Origin of the sequence: Populibacterium corticicola (assembly GCF_042683685.1) — a bacterium.
In the GTDB taxonomy this organism is placed as follows: domain Bacteria; phylum Actinomycetota; class Actinomycetes; order Actinomycetales; family Cellulomonadaceae; genus Timonella; species Timonella corticicola.
Genome location: NZ_JBHUOP010000007.1, coordinates 28,587 through 48,080, shown reverse-complemented (window position 1 = coordinate 48,080; position 19,494 = coordinate 28,587). Strand labels below are relative to the sequence as shown.

Here is a 19,494-nt window from a genome sequence, read left to right as displayed (position 1 = left end):
ACTCGACATGGCTGATAAGTACACGGATTTCGTGAGCGGCGGATTCGGCAAGACTCTCGCAAAGAAACTCGGCCTGCCACAGCCGGTCCGCCTCAAGCGGTTCAAGCCCGGACAACCTCTGGTCGCTAGTCCGGTTCTGGTCCTCGGTCCGTCCGGCTGCGCTGACACCAACGCAGTCGCCGAACTGCTGCTCGACGGACTCGGCAGCGGCGAACAGATCGATGTGCGCCGCCAAGCAATCACCTCGGGCGGGGTGCGCTGGGGAGCCATCGTCGTTGTGCTGACCTCGCTGTCCACCCCTGCGGACCTGTCCGAGTCCGTGCGTACGCTGGGCTCGCAACTGCGCTCCCTAGCCCCGAGCGGACGCGTCCTGTTCGTCACCCGCCCAGCCGACTCGTCGGCAATCCCAGCGGTCGCCGCCGCACGCCAGGGCGTGCTCGGCACAATGCGTTCGCTGGGTAAGGAACTGCGGTCGGGCGCGACCGCAAACGCCCTCGAGATTGCCGACGACACCCCGGTTACCAGCACCTCCGTGCTGAGCGCTCTGCGCTTTTTCCTCTCGCCGAAGTCGGCGTTCGTGGACGGCCAGGTTGTGCGTGTGAAGCGGGACGCTGGAACTGCTCCCGCCAACTGGAACCAGCCGCTCGCAGGCAAAGTCGCTGTTGTGACAGGTGCTGCGCAGGGAATCGGTGCCGCCATTGCCAAGACTCTTGCGCGTGATGGCGCTAAGGTCGTGGCGGTCGATATTCCTGCTGCCGGTGACTCACTCGCCCGCGTGGCCAACGAGATCAAGGGCACCGCACTGCAACTCGATGTGACCGCCGATGATGCGGGTGCACGCATCATCGAACACGCTGTTGGCCGTCATGGCGGCTTGGACATCGTGGTGCACAACGCCGGAATCACTCGCGACAAATTGCTCGCCAACATGGACGATGCTCGGTGGGATTCGGTCATCGCGGTCAACATTGAGTCGCAGTTGCGGATGAACGAGGCGTTCCTCGCATCCGAGCACTTCAAGGACGCGCCACGCATCGTTTCGCTCGCCTCGACCTCCGGTATCGCGGGCAACCGCGGGCAAACCAACTACGGTGCATCCAAGGCCGGTGTTGTCGCGATGGTTGCCGCAACCTCACCGCTGCTCGAAGCAGTCGATGGAACCGCGAACGCTGTAGCGCCCGGGTTCATCGAAACCAAGATGACCGCAAAGATTCCGCTCGCCACCCGCGAGGTTGCCCGGCGCTTGAACTCCCTGCAGCAGGGCGGCCAGCCGGTTGACGTGGCCGAGACGATCGCGTTCCTTGCCTCGCCTGCGTCCGGTGGTATCAGCGGCATCACGATCCGTGTGTGCGGCCAGAACCTGGTGGGTGCCTGATGTGCTCCGCTGCTCTGTACCCCGCTGATAGGCCCGAGTCGGTCACCATTTTGCCCAGCGTCCCAGGACTAGGGTCGCTCTACGGCAAGGCCCTCGTACCGTCTGGTGCTGCCGTGCGCGAGGCCGTGGGCAAGGTGCTTCCGCTCGGGGTTTTCGGGGATTCAAACCCCACGGTTAAGGCCGAGACGCTCTCGCTGCCGGACGTTACCTACGCTGCACGCGGGGTGCGGTTCGACGCCGAGTTGCTTGCGCGCTATCAGAGCCTGTTCAGCCTGCCGCACACCGATGAGGTTCCTGCGGGCTTCACGCAGGTGACTGCGTTTCCCGTGGCAATGGCCCTCATGGTTGCGCCAGAGTTTCCGCTCCCGCTCATGGGGATGGTGCACCTGTCGAACCGGGTCGAGGTCGCTCGCACAATTCGGGCAGACGAGGAATGCGAAGTATTCGCCTGGGCACAGAATCTCGCCGGTCATGCCAAGGGAACTTCCGTGGAACTGGTGGTTGAGGTACAGATCACGGGCTCGGTTGTGTGGCGCGGCACGTCAACCTACCTCGCGAAGGGGAAGTACCTGCGCGGGCGCGGTGTGGATCCTATTGAACGCGCGGAGTTTGTGCCGGGTTTCCCCACCGCCCAATGGAATCTCGGCGCCGGCGTTGGACGCGACTACGCGGCTATCTCCGGGGACCGAAACCCCATCCACATGTCCGCGCTCTCGGCCAAAGCGTTCGGGTTCCCGCGCGCTATCGCCCACGGCATGTACACCGCTGCCCGAGCTCTTGCCGAAGCGCGCGGGCTGCACGGAGAAAGTTACGTGTGGGATGTCGATTTTGCCAAACCAGTCCTACTGCCGAGCAAGGTTGCCGTAGCGATCCACCGTTTAGATGGCGAGACCGTAGAGTTCACTGGATGGAACGGAAAGAGTTCCAAACTGCACTTCTCCGGTGCGATAAAACCACTGACCTGACACTTCCGCCAACCAGTAGATTCGAGGTTGCGGCCCTGTCGGCGCTGTCACCCTTTTTTAGTGCAACAGTGCCGACGGAGCCGCAACATCGCTTGGGCACGTAGGCGTATAGGTTTTTTCTTCTCTAACAGTGGTCCGGACACTCACGCACAAGACAAAACCCATACACCTATTTTGGGTTGGTGTCTGTGGGTTCAGATTGACGACGAGTCGGCTCGGTGTGCGCGTCACCTCGCGACCCAGCTCGGCTGAGCCGAGCGCGGCACGCTTAACGTGAGACAGTGGAGTTCACTGGATGGAACAGCAAGAGTTCCAAGTTGCACTTCTCAGATGCGATAAAACCACTGACTGTCTAGGCTTTTCCATGAAACGGGGGTCACTCATCAATTGATGAGCGGCCCCCATTTTTATACCCAATGTGAAAATAACTGGAAGTCTGCACTTGCCCCCACTTAGGGTCTTTACATGGACGAGAACGTCCACAACAACAGCGGAAAAACACCCGCGTCAAACAATCCGAAAGGGGGAATTCTTGTGACTACACGTGGAAAAAAGTTAGCCAAGGGCGGCATGCCTACCGCACGTCGAATTAATCAGGCTAAGGCACCCCATGGTCGACGCACGCACTTCGTACATCGCGGCAACCGTTAGGATCCCCCACTTCTAAGGTGCTGCGCATCCGCGAAGCGGCGTTGGATCAACACACAAACTTACGATTCACCACCACTTCGATTGGGTAAGCACCATGTCAATCTTCACTTCTTTGCGCCCTGAACAGCAGGTTCGCAGAAAACTCGCGCAGCGCAAGCATCTGCGCGCCGAACTCCTAGCTGAGAGCACCGAGGCTACACGAGTTCAATGGCTCGAAATCGCGCCACCTCTGCCACGCACGTAATTGCCGGATCCACCTCACCGCTGATGCTCTATTTACACTGGTCAGAAAATCAGTGGACGAGTTATCTTCCGCGCAATACTCTAGTTCTTGTCAGGGCTTAAACCGCGTCCCACCCATTGCAGGGTCCGGCGCGTTTTGGGCCGAAGTTCGATCGAAAGGAGGCCCTCTCTTGGTTCACAGCAATGAACCCCAGGCGTTCTCCTCGGTTCGATTCGCATAAGCATTTCGATCCATGCTCTTAGGTATTCAGCAGTAATGCACGGCTGATCTTTTCAAGATCATTAGCCGGAATACATTAAGGCATTTCGAGGAGATCGCACAAAGGGAGTCAGCGACTGCAGCGCTGGCTCCCTTTGCCATATCAAGCCTTGCTTGAAGATTTTCGGTGAACTGCTTACTTCACCGCACCGCTTGTCACACCAGAAATGATCTTGCGTTGCGCGAGGATGAAAACAACCAACAATGGCAAACTCATGAGAACAACGTAGGAAAAAATGAGGTGCCAGTTATTGAGATAGAGTCCTGCGCTAGCAACTTGGAACAAGTTGAGCGGAAGCGTGTCTATTCGTCCACCGATCACGAACAGCGCGTAGAACACATCGTTCCAGACATACAAACAGATCAGGATGGTAGCTGTCGCGAGCGTTGGCATGAGGATCGGAAGAATAACAGACCTGAACACGCGTAGCGGGCCAGCGCCATCAATCCGGGCGGCTTCCTCGAGTTCATGTGGAATAGTGCGAACAAATCCGGTCGTAAAGAAGATGACAGTGGACATATACATTCCCATGTAGACCCCGATCATTCCCCACGCAGTGCCAGCCAATCCAAGTTGCCGTAAGAGCATCACGATAGTGACAACCGCTGGTGGGAGAACAAGACCACTGATCGCCAGGGCATAGAGTATCGCTACCAAGCGTCCGGAACGGCGTGCCAAAACCCAAGAAGCAACTGATCCGAGCATGAGGACACCAAGGACTGATGGCACCATGACAAGCAAACTACCACCAAGTGCACTTGGTATACGTCCGTCATTCCAGACCTGCGCAAAGTTCTCGAACAATTGCCACTGCGTAGGCAATGAAAGATTCGGGGTTAGAGCTTCTGCCTGGGACTTTCCTGCCGTGACTACCGCTATCCACAATGGTGGCACCAAGAGCACCACCACCGCCAGCACTGCAATAAATGGTTGAACGCGTTCCCACGGGCTACGGACTTCCCTACGTCGGCGAAGATTCTCCGGGATCATAGGACTTCCTCTCTCTTACGTAGGACTCGGATGACAGGGAACGCCAGCACCAGCACCATCAAGAAGAGCACCAAACTCATCGCTGTTGCTTGCGCGAAGAGACCTTGCCCGAAGGTTCTAAAGATGAAGATGTTAAGCAACTCTGTGGTTCGGGCTGGGCCACCACCGGTCGTCGCTTGGACAATATCGAACCCGTTCATCGAACCCAGCAATGCCGTAGCGACATTGAACGTCACGGCCGGTGCAAGCAGTGGAAATTTGATCTGACGGAACATCGCCCAGCCGGAGACGCCATCGAGCCGTGCGGCCTCGTAGACTTCTTCGCTGATGGTCTTCAATCCAGCAAGATAGATGAGCATGGAAAGCCCCATCCATTTCCAAGCGTGGATAATTGCGACAACCAAAATTGTCCACGTCGTCGAACCCAGCCACGCGATGGTGATCTCTGTTCCAAAGAGTTGAGACAGTACACCGTTCAATGCACCCTCAGGTTTCAGCAAGGCTTGAAAGACATAGCCAACTGCGAGCGCAGACATGATGACAGGGATGAAGAACATCGTGCGTGCGAACCGGTTGACTCGAGTATCGCGCTCCAGCAGTAACGCAAGCAACAGACCGAAAAGGTTCTGAAAAACAGCCACGAGCACTGCGTACACCAGAGTAATTCGAAGAGCAGAAACTAGTGTGCCGCTGCTCAATAGTTCCGAGATATTTCGGAATCCCACAAAGTTGACTTCGCTTTTGAAACTGGACCAGTCGGTGAGCGCATAGATGAAGTTAAAGAGGGTTGGTAGGAAGAAAAATACCCCGAGCACAATGAATGCGGGTACCAAGAAGGTCATGGGGTGGTTTTGCCTGTGCCTACGAGTCTTCCTGCCACGGAAGCGCACTTGTGTGGGCCTGGCATTTCCCGTCGTTGCTGCCATCATTTTCCTTAATAGGTCTCCGATCATAGGGTTACGCCGACGGGCGTCGGCGTAGCCCTATGAACCTTAGAATCCGTCTACGCCTTGCGCACGTGCCAATTGCTCGAACTGATCTTGCGTCTGCTGAGCAACCTGCTCTGGAGTAGTCGTGCCCTGAATCATGTCGGCAAGGAAGATATAGAGGTCTGGGTTAGCGACCGCCAGCGCTTGCATTGATCCAACGGAGTTATCCAATGAGGCATGGATGTCTTTCAGCGCCTGAGGTACAGATGCTGGGCTCTCAACGTTGTCGGAAAGAGAAACTGTGTTCTGCGCTTCAACGAACGCCGGATAACCATCCCCCAACCAGAACGAAAGGAGTTGCCGCGCTGCGGACTCACGCTTCTCATCTCCGGTCTTGAACGCGACGAGTGCGTTGGATTGATCTGGGATAAAGGTTCCCACGTTTCCAGAAGGAGAAATTGGGAAGAAACCAATGGTGTCGTCAAGCGTTGCACTGTCAGTTTTCGCTTGCAACTGTCCGAAGAAGGAGTTCACTTGGACAACCATTGCAGCGTCTCCATTCAGCAGTGCATCACCTTGATCCTCAAAAGTTGCAGTCTTGATGTCGGAGTTGAAAAGACCTTCATCGATCAAGCCCTTGTAGTTCTCGATCGTTCCCAGGATCGTTGGGTCGGTGAACTTCTCTTCGTTTCTGTTCACCCGGTCCCACAGGCCATCAGCGGCTGCATCTGCAAGCTGGACTTGGACCCACCATTGCGTTCCCCAGCGGTCACCAGCCATCTCGAAGAATGGGGTTACACCGGCTGATTTTAGGTCACGGGCTGTAGCGATGAATGAGTCCCAGTCCTCTGGGATTTCTGTGACACCGTTGTCCGCGAAGACCTTCTTGTTGTAGTAAACGCCCTCAACCGCAGGGCTTGTGATGAGCGCCGCGTAGCGGGTGTCATGCAGTATGCCTGTGAGGTTACGCAATGCCATCGGTGTGTTTCCGATCCACGGAGCGTCGTCGAGAGGTTGCAGGTTTGTGGTTGCGTTCAATGCCGTGAGCATAGAACCCGTGGGTTGCCAGAACGCAAGATCGGGCTTGTCTCCGGTCGCTACTTTGGTCTGAACACCCTGTTCATACGGGTCGGGGATGGTGACGACCTCGATGTCGGCACCAGTCAGCTCTGAGAATGCACCAATCACCGATTCAGGGACCGTGTTGGAGTTTTGTGCTGCCCAGATGGTCAGTTTTGTGCCCTCAAGATCTGTGTCCTGAGCAGGCCAGTAGTCACCCTCGGCCGACGTGTTTCCAGTTGCCGAACTACCAGTGGTAGGTTCCGAGGTGTCGGTTACGCTTGGATCGCTGCAAGATGCCAATAACATCCCTGCACTGAGGACAAGCGCTGTTGTGGTCAAGAACTTTTTCATATCGACTCCTTGTCGATTTGGTGTCAACATTGACACTGAATTCTCCTGATGAAATGTCTTACGTGTGCCTAATCCGCAAGACGCGTGCTTGTGGATGCGGGGAGGAGACTGCCAGTCGTACTCGTCCCGGCGATTCGATATTCACCTCCCAAGCGCTGCTCTCGTATGTCGGTGCCGGATAGACAACTGAGACGTCACCTGGCGGAACCTCCAGTACGGCCTGTGCATTGTCTTTTCCTCGCCACCACACGACAACGAGGGATTCATATTCGCCACGGTGCCCTACGGCAACCCACTCGGAGTCCCACTGAGGGAGTCCAAGCGGCCAGAATGGCCGAGCGTTGCGTAAGGTTGGGAACCAGTTCTTCGCCAGTTCAACTCCCTGAACGACAAGTTCCCGCTGTTCCGCGGACATTTGGTCGAGTTTCCCCGAGAGTTGAAGACGACCAGCTATACCTGTGCACATAGTGAAGACAATCTGCTCATCCGTCATCTCCGGTTGCGGGTAGGCCCAGTTGGCTGCTTGATCAGGCAACATCGAAACGAGCGATCCAGCAGCAACCGGTGGGTAGAGCAGAGGGTTTTGTTGGTCCGATGTCGACTGGACATCGAAGTATTCAAGGAGCGCGTAGTCTGCGCGCATTCCGCCTGAGGCACAGTTCTCTATGACAAGTTCGGGGTGCCGCTCAAATACTCCAGCAACCCATTCCAACTGCGCACGGTTCTGCTGCAGAAGCCCATCACCCGGGCTGTCCGCGTTGAGATCTGTCCCCAGTCCAGGCGTGACGTTATAGTCAAACTTGAAGTAACCGACCTTGTATTCATTCACAATCCGGTCTACTACAGCGTCGAGGTGCGCTCTTGCCGCTGGACTACGAAGGTCCAAAAGATAGCGGTCATGCTCGACTATGCGTACACCGTTGCGTTGCAAGAATGCTGAATCTGGAAGTTTGTTGGCCATAGGGCTGCGCACCCCAATGACTTCTGGTTCAAGCCAAAGCCCCGGAATCAGACCTTTTGCTCGAATATGTTCGATGACGCGTATCAACCCACCGTCTGGGAAACGGGTCGTACTCGGCGTCCATTCGCCGACCGAGTCCCACCAATCTCCTGTTTCGTCGTACCAACCGCAGTCGATGCAAAAGTAGTCAGCACCTGTCTGCGCCGCAGCATCTATGAGTGGCAGCAGCTTTTCGGTCGTCGGGTCGCCCATCAACGTGTTCATATAGTCGTTGTAAATCACTGGGCGGTTGTGATTGCTTCTCCTTCTGCTTGCTCGACGCAACTCACTCATATGCGCGATCGCGCTCTGCCAGCCAGTATCGGCAAAAGCTACAGCTACTCGTACACTTGTGAACTCGGCGCCTGATGGCAGTATGTGGAGCCACGCGTGGTCAGCATCAGTCGGTCCGAACATACCAAGGACCAGATATCCACGTTCGTTATGTCCAAGGCGTTCAGAGAACTCCACACGCCACGGGCCGTTGTGCGTCACCTGCCACGCGAGCGCACGTCCGCCGTCTTCTGCTGCGAGCACTCCTGAGGGCACTCGCTGCCCAGAGGACCACGTGCCTTGGCTAATCAAAGAAATCGAACCACGACTGTCCTGGCTCTGGTGGGCTGCTAGATCCAGCCGGGGTAAACCACTCTGGTTGCGAAGCGGGCGGTTGGCCCATCGGGTCTCGCCCAACCACTCGCTGGTACCCTCAATTGAACGAGTAGCGCTAATAGGCGTTGACGCAATCGGTCGGCCAATCATGAGGGAAGAGACCGCCTGTAGATTCACCGCGATACTGGAATCATTGCGTACCTTGGTCCAAGATTCGAGTGCCCCATGAGACTCCAACACTCGCAGTACTGATGTGACGGTTAAACCGCTGATTGGATCGTGTTGAACGATGTCATACACGGTCCAGGGGTCTTCTTTGACAACGTCATGCCGCACATATCGCAGTCGATTCCCGATGGCTGTCGAGGTGTTCCTGAGGTTGGCGCTGCTTCTTCCGTGCCCCACCGCCAGCAGTTCCACCAAGGGCTGTTCGTTGATCGCCGTCGGGTCAAACTCCTCGACCTCTGACGAGGAAACAACTGTGATCGCCACGGGACCAGACATGTTCCACCGCAGTAGGATCCGGATTGAGCCGTCAGCCCATAACTGCAACTCGGTTGCAGAAGCGAGGTTCGCCATCGAATACTCCTTTGTTCGATGACTCTATGAAAGCGCATATCAAGAACTGGCGCAACACTCCTCTAAAAATAGATGATTACAATTTGATAGCGCTTTCACAAACTTGCTGGCGGGGGAGCCGTTGATCCCCGAACCACAAGATCCGGAACAATCCGAATGTTCTGCGGTTCACCTGCTCTATCTGAGATGAGTAACTTGAATGCCTCACGCCCAAGATTTGCGAAGTCCTGGCGAATGGTCGTTAGCGGTGGATCCCACATCGCACTCAAGGGCTGATCATCAAAGCCGATGAGGCTTAGGTCGTCAGGAACTGACAGCCCACAGTCTCTCGCCGCTTTCGCAGCGGCGATCGCAATATCGTCGTTGCCGCATAAAATTGCTGTGGCGTCATTGGACTGCAAAAGTCGGCGTGCTGCGTCGTATCCCGCCATCGGCGCCCAATCTGAAACCACGATTTCGGGAGTCGAGATTCCGCGATCGCGTAATGCTCGCCGCCATCCCAGCGTACGAGCGCTTTCACTTCCTGCGGACGGAATCGCGATGTGATGAACGGTCTTGTGCCCCAAATCAAGCAGATACCTAGTAGCTTGCGCGGCTGCAACTTCATCATCCATGTAGGCATGGGAACGATCAGTTGCCTTGACTCCTCCAGCCGCCGCTGCGACTGTGGGTAACCACTCAGGTAGAGCAGCAAGCACCGCGACACCTGCAGGGTCATACTCCAGCACAACCGCACCTGCTAACGGCTGACCCAATACCTGATTAATGGCCGCGGCCACCTGCGCTGGACTTGTAGCTTCTACCACTGCGATTGTGATCAGATATCCAGCTTCACGAGCCGCCTTCTCGATACCATGAATCGTGCTAGCGTACCCGTACCAAGTGATACTCGAAGTAAATACAGCAATCATTGCTTGGTCACCGCGGGCTAATGCCTGCGCTGCACCATTCGGGCGGTAGCCCAGTTCCTCGATCGCTTTGAGCACGCGTGCGTGGCGCTCCGGGCTCACCCGCGTTGTCCCGGACAAGACTCTAGAAACAGTGGGCACGGATACGCCCGCACGTTTAGCTACATCTGCGATGACCGGCGGTTTCCGGCGAATGTTTTCGTCCACAGCACTAGGCTACGCCAGTTCAAAAGCGTTAAGCAGTTCTTCGCTGATGCGAAGATAAGCGCATGCAAGAACTATACGGACTGGTCGCGCAGATAGTCCTGTTCAGAATCCAACGTGACCAACTCGTCACCAAGCAGAACGTCGTATCATGCAAGCGCACCGCTGTATCTCGCACAGACCTCACTCACTGTGCCTGAACACCCTGAAGAGAATACACAAAGGGAGTCAGCGACTGCAGCACTGGCTCCCTTTGCCATATCCTCAGCCGCGCCCCGGCTCACTGCATCCCTTCATTTGCCGAGCACACTTGCCGGACATCCAGCAACAAACTGATCCAGAGAAGGGAACACGATCCCCTCCCTCAGTTTGTTGGTCATGTAGAGGATTCTGTCAAAGTCTGGGAAAGCCTCAATCAGGTCAGTATCAGGCAACGTCTCAATAACGTCTACCGCCTCACCAGCCTTGACGAGGTCACCGTTCCTAACGTGGTCAATCGCGGTGGCAATCCACGCACACTGCCAGTCCCACGTCATCTCCATCTGGAAGTATCCGGGCTCGAACCTCATGAGTTCATCGGCCTCGAACACGAAAGGTTCGCGAAAACTCATTCCCTCGGGCAACTCAAGTTTTGTACTCGCAAGTTCACGTTCCGCCTCTTGCTGTTTATAGTTGCCCAGATCTTGTGGCGTGGTCTTGCGAAGAACCGGAGTCTCCTCTTCGGCAGTTTTCTGCGGTTCCTGCCCCTTTGGAGTCGCGCTGCCTGGGGCTTTCGTTTCCTCTTCCGCAGGAGTCGGGTCCTCTGCGGAAGTTGGACCTTCCGGGAGGTTCTCTGGGATTTGTTCGAGGTCAGTACTCGCCGAAGTGCCATTTGACGACGTGTTATCCATTGGAACGGACTCACCGCCACAGGCAGACAGCACGAGCATAATTCCTGCAACACATGCGATGGAACTGATCATTGGAGTGGAGCGAACAGAGGAGACAGGTTTCATCAGGGAACCAACTTTAAGAAAGAGTATCTAGCCTGATCAAGGGTCAGGCGTTCCCGATACTATGGCCACTCACCGTCCGAGTACATGGCCAAAAGTACACGTTCATCAGTCTTCCACCTGAAAACTACAGGATTGGGATCATCTCTGCGGCTTCGCCTAGTTAGGCATCGGCGTTAAGGGCCAGCAGTGCATACGCGATACGAGACCGGTTATCGGGTGGGGTGCGCTCCGGTAGTGCACCGATGGGCCACCACTTCACGTCCTCGGATTCATCGCTGGTCTGAGGTTGAGCCCCTTCGGGTGCCTCGAACACGAAACCCACGTCCCAGTGGGTCTGACAGGACCCAAAGGCATTGCCTAGGTCGTGTCGGTTCAGATCCGCCGGAAATGGACTGATTAGGATCAAGTCATCGATTCCGGATTCCTCGATGGCCTCACGCAACGCGCTATCGGCTAGATTCACATCGCCGTCTTCGATGTGACCACCCAGTTGCACCCAAAACTGTCCTTTACGGTGAAAACAGAGCAACACGTGGGTGTGATCCGCATTGAACACGAATGATGAAGCCGTCAGGTGTTGAGGTCCACCCTCACGGCGGACTGCGGCTCCCTTGCCTGCACGCAGGAACTGCGCATACTCGCCCCGCAGATACTCCTGCTCAGAATCAGGCGTAACCCACTCGTCGAGAAGCAGGGCGGCATAGGCCGCGTAGTCATCGGCCTCAGGAATGTGCGGGGAGTCAGTGTCGATCACGCACCAACCCTACGCCTTTCAGCGCACTGATACCGAACCCACATCTCCTGTACGACTAGCAAGAAGCTCCCTCGTGTAGTGGTGCTGCGGTTGTTCGAATACGGCACGAGTGTCGCCCTCTTCAACAGCCTCACCAGCGCTCATGACCACAACCCTGTGCGCAAAGCCGCGCACCACGGCCAGATCGTGCGTGACAAACAGATATGTCAGTCCGCGCTCTTCTTGAAGCGTGACGAGTAAGTCCAGGATCTGCTTCTGCACGGAGACGTCCAGGGCTGAGGTTGGCTCATCCAGGATCAATATCTCCGGGTCGAACGCGAGGGCACGAGCAATCGCGACCCTCTGACGCTGCCCTCCCGATAAGGCCCGCGGTCTGCGTTGAGTAAAGTCACGAGAGAGACCCACGGCATCAAGCAACTCGGGTACTCGAGAATCGATGTCAGCCTGCGGTACACCAACAGCCCGCAACGGTTCAGCGATCAACTCGAACACTGAGAACGATGGATCAAGGCTCGCGTACGGGTTCTGATACACCAAACCAGCCCTGCGACGAAAACCCTTCAGTGTGCGTAGCACTTCTCGGTGGGCGGTCCATCCGCTGCGCGCATATGCTCCAACCACTGCCACCCCATCACAGAGCACCTGCCCTCGATCAGGCCGCTCAAGCCCCAAGACCAAGCGCGTGATGGTCGACTTTCCGGAACCGGATTCACCGACAAGCGCTAGCGTCTGACCGCGGGGAACCGAGAATGACACGTCTTGAACTGCTCGGACCACGGATTTCGTGCCTCGCAACGCGAAGGACTTCGACAGGTCACGGACCTCAAGAGCCACCGATGTGTTCTTGGCTGTCTGCTCCGAGGAAAAGGGGCGATACGGCGCGTGGGTCGGGTCAGCCGCCAAAAGTCTTCTCGTGTACTCATGCGTGGGGGAATTCAACAGTTGCTCAGTCGGCCCCTGCTCAACGATCGTGCCCTGGTGCATCACAATGATCCGATCCGAACGTTCAGCGGCAACACTCAGGTCATGCGTGATGAACAACCACGCAGCACCCGATTTCTCCACCACCTGATCGAGAAGGTCCAGGATCTTCCGCTGTACCGTGACGTCCAAAGCTGAGGTTGGCTCATCAGCGATAATCAGTTCGGGTTCCGAGGCGATCGCGATCGCAATCAGGACTCGCTGACGCATACCGCCAGACAGTTCGTGCGGGAACTGAGCTGCACGCCCCTCAGGATTGTCAATCCCAACCTCTCGTAGGAGATCAACGGCTCGTGCTCGCGCAAACCTCTTGGGAATCCTGGTGTGCTGCCGTACGGCTTCAGCGACTTGCTCACCGATCCGTACCACGGGGTCCAGGCTGACCCCAGGGTCTTGTGGCACCAATCCGACATGTTTGCCACGGAGCGCAGGCCACGCCCGCTCAGGCAGGTGTGCGACTTCTCTTCCGTCAAGCGTGATGGAGCCTCCCAGAAGTCGGCCGCCACCCGCAAGCAGGTTGATCAGCGCGTGGGCTGTGGTGGATTTCCCCGATCCGGACTCCCCGACAATCGCGACGCGTTCACCCGGCTCGACGTCGAAGGTCACCGACGTGACCACCTCGTCGACAATCTTGGTCTTTGGGTTCACGTAACCGACGGACAGATCTGAAACTCTCAATAGAGACACGAGTTCACTCTCCCTGCCGGTTGCGCAAAGCGCGACCCAGTACGTTCACGCTGACGACGAACAGCACAATCACCACACCCGGGAGCGTCGAGTACCACCAGGATGTACCGAGATAGTTGCGGCCCTCTGAGACCAGACTGCCCCATTCAGGTTGCGGAGGGGTCGCCCCAAACCCCAGGAAGCTCAAGGCTGACACCGCCAGGATCACGGCCCCGAACTCCACGGTTGCGAGAACGGCGACCGGTGCATAGGCATTGGGGAGTATATGCCTGCGAATGATCGCCGCGGACGGAACCCCGAATAGTCGGGCCGCCTCCACATAGGGCGCCTGTCGGATCTTCAGTACTTGGGCGCGCATGACACGAGCAAACGCCGGGATTCCGGCAACGCCGACTGCGAGCGCCACCTTGACCGTGCCGAAACCCAGGACGGTCACGATGGAGAGCGACAGCAACAGGTTTGGGATTGCCAGTAGTACGTCGATTCCACGCATGAAAAGCCCATCGAGCCATCCTCCTCTGAAACCGGCGAGCAGTCCGATGAGGCACCCTGCGATGAGGGAGACGCCGATTGCGATGACAGCAGCCTGGAGGGACAGTCCAGAACCGTACACGACGCGGCTGAACAGGTCACGTCCGAGGTGGTCGGTCCCGAACCAGTAGGTGGTGCTCGGCGCGGAGAACTTATCCGCTGGCACCCCGGTTATAGGGTCATGTCCCGTGAATAGGCCTGGCGCGACTGCCCAAGCACCGACTGTCACCACGATCAGCAGGGAAAGCACGACACCGATGCGCGTACGTGGGATGGCGGCACGTCGAACTCTCACGACTGCTGGCTCTGTCTGTGGTACGGCAGTGTCGCGCACGGACACGACCTCGGTGAGCGGGTTTTCGGGTGGTGCGTCCGCGTCGATTGCGCGAGTCTGTACACTCATGTTGCTCCCCTATGCGGCCAGGGCTAGATTGGCGCTGCGGATACGTGGATCGAGCAGCGGGTAGAGCACGTCAACCAGTAGGTTGACAGCGACAAAGATCACGGCAGCAAGCACCACAAAGCCCTGAATGACTGGGATGTCCTGCGCTTGCACGGAGGTCTGCACCAATCTGCCGAACCCTGCACGGCTGAACACCGTCTCAACCACCACCGATCCAGCGAACAGTCCACCCACGAGCATTCCGGTGATGGTCAGTGCTGGCACCGCAGCGTTCTTGAACGTGTGCCGGGTGATCGCCTGCCACCGGGTGAGTCCTTTCGCACGGGCGGTTTCCACGTACGGCTCGCGCCACGTGGAATGCAACGAATCAGCGAGTACCTGCGCAACCATCGCTGACAGTGGGATCGCTAGCGTCAATGCGGGTAGCACGAGGGATTTGAATCCGTCGTTCCCGATCGCAGGGAACACTGGGAAAGTGAACGAGAAGACTTGGAGCAGAATCAGACCAATCCAGAACCCTGGTACGGATACCCCCAGCGGTGGAAGTGCCAGAAGGAACTGCTGAAGTCGTTTGTTGGCTGTGGCGATAGACGCTACTGCCAGAGCCGTCCCACCCAGAATCGTGAACAGGAACGCCAGTCCAGCGAGTTTCAACGTTTCGGGAAACACCTGAGCGATCAGGTCGGAAACTCGCGCGCCGTTCGCAATTGACGTGCCGAAGTCTCCCTGGATCGCTCGCCCCAGCAGGTTCGCATACTGGGTGAGAGTGCTCTGGTCGAATCCATATTCCGCACGTAGCCGTTCCGCTAGGGCCTCATCAACGTGCCCGTCCTGGCTCTGATTGAGCATGATGCTGACGGGATCAGAGGGAAGGAGATACAGGATGACGAAGGTGAGCGTGTATGCGGCCCAGACCACGATGATGGCCTGGGCCACACGCTTGGTGACGTAGCGCAGCATGGCTATTGCTCGGCGATCCAGGTGTCATAGAACTTGAGTCGTGAGGATGCCTCGAATCCAAGTCCGTGCACGTTACCGGCCACTCCGATGGACTGCGACAACTCGAACAGCGGGATGGCGTAGGCGTTTTCTATGATGAGTTCCTGGGCCTGCCCAAGCAACTCGTTGCGTTTGGCTGAATCTGCCTCCGCGAGGGAGGCTTCAAGAACCGGTTCGAGGACGTCATCGGCTTCACGCTGTGCGATGTTCCGCAAACCGGCATGGAAACTGGTGCGCAGTACGTCTCCTTCTGCGCGTGTGGAGTTGTAGTAGTAGGCCTCGTAGTCGCCGCTAGCCAGGATCTCCGCCTGTTCGGCGGGTGTCGCCTGCTTGAGTTGCAGGTCAACGCCAATCGCCCGTAGCTGTTGCTGGGTCAACTCGAGTACGGCCTGGTTTCCTGAGAACAGTTGGGCGTAGACCACTGAGAAACTGAGTTTCTTCCCGTCCTTTTCACGGATGCCATCGCCGCCCGTCACCCACCCTGCTTCCTCAAGGATTTTCTTGGCGGCATCCGGGTCAAACGCCAGCAGACCGGATTGATCCGCATGACCTGGCGTGGTCGCGGCAAGAATCGAGGTGGCGGGGTTGAACTGATCTGACAACACCGTATCCACCAGTTCCTGGCGGTTGATTCCAGGGTTCAACGCCTTGCGTACGGCTGGGTCGTTGAGTGGTTCGCGCGCCACATTGAGGTGGAGTACAAACGGAAGTCCTGGGTTCGAACGGGTGAGGACCTTGCCGCCTGCACCCTCGATCTGGGTGATGTCCTGTGGCAGAGCGTCACTGATCGCATCGAACTGCCCTGACACCAGCCCACCTGTACGCACACCCGACTCGGGCACGACCGTGAAGGTGATCTTGTCGAGGTAGGCGTCACCGGAGTGCTCGAAAGCTGGGGATGCCCAGTCGTATCCTTCGCGTTTGGCGAGAACGGCACCTTGATCTTGCGTGTAGGACTCGACCACGAATGGTCCTGTTCCGATGACCTGTCCTTGAAGCCGCTCCTCCGGTGAGGTCTTGACGGTATCACTGGACACGATTGCCAGTGCCTGTGTTGCGGTTGCCTGCAGGAACTGAGCATTTGGAGCATCGAAAGCGACGGTGAATGTCAGTTCGTCTGTGACCGTTGTGCCTTCGTACCCGGAAAGATACCCCGACCCCAGTGGGGCCAGCGCACCGAGGTCCTCAACAATCGAGTCGAAGTTCTCTTTGACGACCTGCGCTGTGAGCGGGCTTCCATCAGAGAACGTGATTCCAGGCTTCAGTGTGAAGGTGAACTCGGTCAGGTCCTCGTTGGTCTCCCATTTCTCGGCGAGCCACGGGACGATCTCGCCGGTGGTGGGGTCCTGGTCAGTCAGTGAGTCCGCGATGGAACGGGCAATGTAGATGGAAACGTTCGAACCCACCTGCTGTGGATCCACACCGGTTGGGGCTGCGACAAGTGCGAAGCGTAGGTCGCCTCCGGCAACCGGTTCATTGGTTTCGGCACCAGCACTCGGCTGCGCTGTCTGCTCTGCTGTTGTGTCGTTGGCTGATGATCCGTCGTTGCACGCGCTCAAGGCGAAGGCAGCCGTGAGCGCGAGAGCAAGGGAGGTTCTCAATCGTTTCATTGTGTGGTTGTCCTTTACTGAGAGATTAGGCGGCTGTGAAGTTCGCTGGCCGGCGGGTGTCCTGCGGCCCCCACAGGGTTGTGCTGACTTCTTTCTTCACGTGCGGGATGACTTCTTCAGCGAACCGCCGGAGCACGTCTTCTTGGCGTGCTGGTTCAAGCAGGTGATTGACGGAGACACTTTGCAGGTCGTGATCGAATGACGCGTGGTAGGAAAGGATCTTTTCCACCACTCTCTCGGGTGACCCGACGAGTGCGGGGCCGTGTTCGACGGCCTCCTCGATTGTGCGGAACGAGGTGACCTTTCCCCTCGCTGCGGGATCGTGCTGACGCAGATCCGCACGGGCGACGGCTCCCTCGTAGAACGGACGGTATTCCTCTATGGCCTTCTCGGTCGTCTCAGCGAGGAACAACCCACCCGATCCCGATCCCACGTACGCGAACCGCGGGTCGTGCCCCTCAGCCTCGCACAGTTCTCGGTACAGGTCGATCAGCACCTTGTAGTTCTCACGCGGCTGCAACGCATTGGCTGAGATGATGGGGTCGCCGTACTGGGCGGCGAGCCGCACCGCGAACTCGGAGGTCGCTGAACCGTGCCAGATCCTGAACGGCCCGGAGTATGGGCGAGGCCTTGTGGTGGTTCCCTCAACGGAATAGTGCGTTCGCCCAGTCCAGGTAACGTTTTCTTGGGAGATCAGCGCGCGCAGAAGCGATACGTTGTCGCTGAGGTAGTCGTACTGTCTGGTGATGTCCTTACCAAGTAGCGGGTATTGCAGGACTTCGTTGCCTTTCCCGATACCGAGTTCGAATCGCCCCTGCGACAGTTGGTCAACGGTTGCGTAGTCCTCTGCCACACGCACAGGATCGTGCAGTGGCAGGACGGTGACGCCCGTGCTCAGCAGGATTCGATTGGTTCGCGCCGCGATCGCTCCCAGCACGACGGCTGGCGAGGAGGAAAGCACCTCCCCCGCGTGGCGTTCGCCGACGGAAAAGGAATCGAAGCCCAGTTCTTCCGCGAGCACCGCCGTATCCACGAGTCGAGCAAACCGATCTGCTGGGGTGACAGGTTCACCGGTGAGGGGATGCGGCGGATTGAAAATGATATCGAGTACTTGGAATCGCATGATTGTGTTCCTTGCCTGACGGCGGTTGGCGCTAAACGGCTGGGTCCCGGTAAAGGTGGGAGGCCCGAGGACCCAGCCTGAAGGTATTGAGCTCCTCAGATTGCGACCCAGTCGGCTATCTTCCGGTCAGATTCGGTGAGGCGCGTACCATTCCAGTGCGCGGCGAGCAGTTCAACTGACCGCAACCGGTCGATGTGCGTGTGAGCGATCGTGGTGATGAGAAGTTCATCTGCGTCTGTGACCTCTGCGAGTGCCTCCAACTGGTGTGTGACACTCTCAGCAGTGCCGACGAACCGCGTGAGCACCCGGTCCTCCACGAGTTCCTTTTCCGCTTCCGCCCAGATGCGTTGCACTGCCTGTGCCGGAGTCCGATATTGCGCGGCACCGCTGTGTCCGGAGCGAATCGAGAGCACCCATTCGGCGTATGGGGTGGCCAGCTCCTGGGCTCGTTCATGGCTGTCCGCAACGAGCACATCCGCCGACACGATCACGTATGGCTGCGACAGCACCCCCGGTGTGAAGTTCTCCCGGTACGCCCGCACTGTGTCGAGCGTGGTTGCAGGGCTGACATGGTAATTGGCGACGAGCGGGAGACCTCTTAGCGCCGCTACCGTCGCGCTCTCCCCACCGGAGGAGGCCAGGATGTACAGTTCGAAGTCGCTTCCCGCGACGGCTGGACTTGAATGGTCTCGTCCGTCGTTGTCAGTGTGCTTACCTGCCTGAAGATCGAGGATCAGGTCTACTTCCTGCGCGAACGGCGCTGGTTGCCGATTGGCGGAGAGCAGTTTCTTCTCGGCGAGCAAACGTTCCCGCAAGGCGGAGTCATTGGGGAAATGCGGAGCTTTGGGGAAGGTGATGCCCTTGATTTCCTGCGGTTTCGCGGCGGGGGTTCGTGCAGGTGGTACAGCCTTATCCTGTGCCCCATCGCTCTGTTCTGCGGGCACCCGGAAGGCACGGCCGATCCCCAGGTCAAGCCTGTCGGGGTGGAACGCGGAGATGGTCCCGAACTGTTCAGCGGCTACCAGAGGGCTTGTGGTCGAGAGGAGTACCGCACCAGAACCTACCCTGATGCGTGAGGTTTGGCTCGCCACGATCGCGCTGAGAACCGCTGGCGCGGAGGAAGCGACTCCCGGGGCAAGGTGGTGTTCTGCGAACCAGTACCGCTTATACCCCGCTCCCTCTGCGGCTTGTGCGACCTCGACCGCGGAGCGTAGTGCCTCTGCTCCGCTCACTCCCTCGGTGACTGGCGCGAGGTCGAGTATGGACAGTGGAATCCGTGTCATGG

The 19,494-nt window shown here is 57.7% G+C and carries 16 protein-coding genes; 3 read left to right on the top strand and 13 right to left on the bottom strand.

Annotated features, from left to right (window positions below; genetic code table 11):
• Positions 1-7 precede the first annotated feature (7 nt).
• From ACFSYH_RS13665 to ACFSYH_RS13655, 3 genes are all read left to right on the top strand, one after another.
• Complete coding sequence (locus ACFSYH_RS13665) at positions 8-1,375, top strand: 3-oxoacyl-ACP reductase (RefSeq protein WP_377467761.1); 1,368 nt, start codon at positions 8-10, stop codon at positions 1,373-1,375.
• Positions 1,375-2,340 carry a MaoC family dehydratase gene (locus tag ACFSYH_RS13660; protein WP_377467759.1) on the top strand — a complete coding sequence of 322 codons (966 nt, stop codon included), beginning with the start codon at positions 1,375-1,377 and terminating at the stop codon, positions 2,338-2,340. The genes ACFSYH_RS13665 and ACFSYH_RS13660 overlap by 1 nt, the downstream gene beginning before the upstream one ends.
• Positions 2,341-3,085: 745 nt before the next feature.
• A complete protein-coding gene (locus ACFSYH_RS13655) occupies positions 3,086-3,235 on the top strand; it encodes a hypothetical protein (RefSeq protein ID WP_377467757.1) in 150 nt (49 codons plus the stop codon).
• A gap of 394 nt (positions 3,236-3,629) precedes the next feature.
• On the opposite strand, the gene ACFSYH_RS13650 is transcribed toward ACFSYH_RS13655, so the two are convergent.
• The 13 genes from ACFSYH_RS13650 to ACFSYH_RS13590 all read right to left on the bottom strand — a co-directional run bounded on the left by ACFSYH_RS13650 (position 3,630) and on the right by ACFSYH_RS13590 (position 19,492).
• Positions 3,630-4,484 carry a carbohydrate ABC transporter permease gene (locus tag ACFSYH_RS13650; protein WP_377467755.1) on the bottom strand — a complete coding sequence of 285 codons (855 nt, stop codon included), beginning with the start codon at positions 4,482-4,484 and terminating at the stop codon, positions 3,630-3,632.
• A complete protein-coding gene (locus tag ACFSYH_RS13645) occupies positions 4,481-5,326 on the bottom strand; it encodes a carbohydrate ABC transporter permease (protein ID WP_377467753.1) in 846 nt (281 codons plus the stop codon). Before ACFSYH_RS13645 ends, ACFSYH_RS13650 begins: the two co-directional genes overlap by 4 nt.
• 150 nt (positions 5,327-5,476) lie before the next feature.
• Positions 5,477-6,826 carry an ABC transporter substrate-binding protein gene (locus ACFSYH_RS13640; RefSeq protein ID WP_377467750.1) on the bottom strand — a complete coding sequence of 450 codons (1,350 nt, stop codon included), beginning with the start codon at positions 6,824-6,826 and terminating at the stop codon, positions 5,477-5,479.
• Between the two features lie 58 nt (positions 6,827-6,884).
• Positions 6,885-9,014, bottom strand: coding sequence for a glycoside hydrolase family 36 protein (locus ACFSYH_RS13635; RefSeq protein WP_377467747.1), 2,130 nt, complete (start codon positions 9,012-9,014; stop codon positions 6,885-6,887).
• Between the two features lie 95 nt (positions 9,015-9,109).
• Positions 9,110-10,129, bottom strand: a complete 1,020-nt coding sequence (locus tag ACFSYH_RS13630) for a LacI family DNA-binding transcriptional regulator (RefSeq protein WP_377467745.1) — start codon at positions 10,127-10,129, stop codon at positions 9,110-9,112.
• Positions 10,130-10,419: 290 nt separating this feature from the next.
• Positions 10,420-11,121, bottom strand: coding sequence for a hypothetical protein (locus ACFSYH_RS13625; RefSeq protein ID WP_377467742.1), 702 nt, complete (start codon positions 11,119-11,121; stop codon positions 10,420-10,422).
• Between the two features lie 160 nt (positions 11,122-11,281).
• Complete coding sequence (locus tag ACFSYH_RS13620; RefSeq protein ID WP_377467740.1) at positions 11,282-11,875, bottom strand: NUDIX hydrolase; 594 nt, start codon at positions 11,873-11,875, stop codon at positions 11,282-11,284.
• An 18-nt stretch (positions 11,876-11,893) separates the two neighbouring features.
• The gene (locus tag ACFSYH_RS13615) at positions 11,894-13,543 is read right to left on the bottom strand and encodes a dipeptide ABC transporter ATP-binding protein (protein ID WP_377467738.1); all 1,650 of its coding nucleotides are present in this window, start codon (positions 13,541-13,543) and stop codon (positions 11,894-11,896) included.
• Positions 13,544-13,547: 4 nt separating this feature from the next.
• Positions 13,548-14,477 carry an ABC transporter permease gene (locus ACFSYH_RS13610; RefSeq protein WP_377467736.1) on the bottom strand — a complete coding sequence of 310 codons (930 nt, stop codon included), beginning with the start codon at positions 14,475-14,477 and terminating at the stop codon, positions 13,548-13,550.
• A gap of 9 nt (positions 14,478-14,486) precedes the next feature.
• Positions 14,487-15,437, bottom strand: coding sequence for an ABC transporter permease (locus tag ACFSYH_RS13605; protein WP_377467734.1), 951 nt, complete (start codon positions 15,435-15,437; stop codon positions 14,487-14,489).
• A 2-nt stretch (positions 15,438-15,439) separates the two neighbouring features.
• Complete coding sequence (locus tag ACFSYH_RS13600) at positions 15,440-17,086, bottom strand: ABC transporter substrate-binding protein (protein ID WP_377467731.1); 1,647 nt, start codon at positions 17,084-17,086, stop codon at positions 15,440-15,442.
• 25 nt (positions 17,087-17,111) lie between these two features.
• Positions 17,112-18,209, bottom strand: a complete 1,098-nt coding sequence (locus tag ACFSYH_RS13595) for an LLM class flavin-dependent oxidoreductase (RefSeq protein ID WP_377467729.1) — start codon at positions 18,207-18,209, stop codon at positions 17,112-17,114.
• A gap of 95 nt (positions 18,210-18,304) precedes the next feature.
• Complete coding sequence (locus tag ACFSYH_RS13590; protein ID WP_377467883.1) at positions 18,305-19,492, bottom strand: LLM class flavin-dependent oxidoreductase; 1,188 nt, start codon at positions 19,490-19,492, stop codon at positions 18,305-18,307.
• Positions 19,493-19,494: the final 2 nt, after the last annotated feature.

Bases quoted from the DNA above. Each gene is read 5' to 3' on its own strand.
- ACFSYH_RS13665 (WP_377467761.1), top strand. From the start codon at position 8: ATGGCTGATAAGTACACGGATTTCGTGAGCGGCGGATTCGGCAAGACT.
- ACFSYH_RS13660 (WP_377467759.1), top strand. From the start codon at position 1,375: ATGTGCTCCGCTGCTCTGTACCCCGCTGATAGGCCCGAGTCGGTCACC.
- ACFSYH_RS13655 (WP_377467757.1), top strand. From the start codon at position 3,086: ATGTCAATCTTCACTTCTTTGCGCCCTGAACAGCAGGTTCGCAGAAAA.
- ACFSYH_RS13650 (WP_377467755.1), bottom strand. From the start codon at position 4,484: ATGATCCCGGAGAATCTTCGCCGACGTAGGGAAGTCCGTAGCCCGTGG.
- ACFSYH_RS13645 (WP_377467753.1), bottom strand. From the start codon at position 5,326: ATGACCTTCTTGGTACCCGCATTCATTGTGCTCGGGGTATTTTTCTTC.
- ACFSYH_RS13640 (WP_377467750.1), bottom strand. From the start codon at position 6,826: ATGAAAAAGTTCTTGACCACAACAGCGCTTGTCCTCAGTGCAGGGATG.
- ACFSYH_RS13635 (WP_377467747.1), bottom strand. From the start codon at position 9,014: ATGGCGAACCTCGCTTCTGCAACCGAGTTGCAGTTATGGGCTGACGGC.
- ACFSYH_RS13625 (WP_377467742.1), bottom strand. From the start codon at position 11,121: ATGAAACCTGTCTCCTCTGTTCGCTCCACTCCAATGATCAGTTCCATC.
- ACFSYH_RS13610 (WP_377467736.1), bottom strand. From the start codon at position 14,477: ATGAGTGTACAGACTCGCGCAATCGACGCGGACGCACCACCCGAAAAC.
- ACFSYH_RS13605 (WP_377467734.1), bottom strand. From the start codon at position 15,437: ATGCTGCGCTACGTCACCAAGCGTGTGGCCCAGGCCATCATCGTGGTC.
- ACFSYH_RS13600 (WP_377467731.1), bottom strand. From the start codon at position 17,086: ATGAAACGATTGAGAACCTCCCTTGCTCTCGCGCTCACGGCTGCCTTC.
- ACFSYH_RS13595 (WP_377467729.1), bottom strand. From the start codon at position 18,209: ATGCGATTCCAAGTACTCGATATCATTTTCAATCCGCCGCATCCCCTC.
- ACFSYH_RS13590 (WP_377467883.1), bottom strand. From the start codon at position 19,492: ATGACACGGATTCCACTGTCCATACTCGACCTCGCGCCAGTCACCGAG.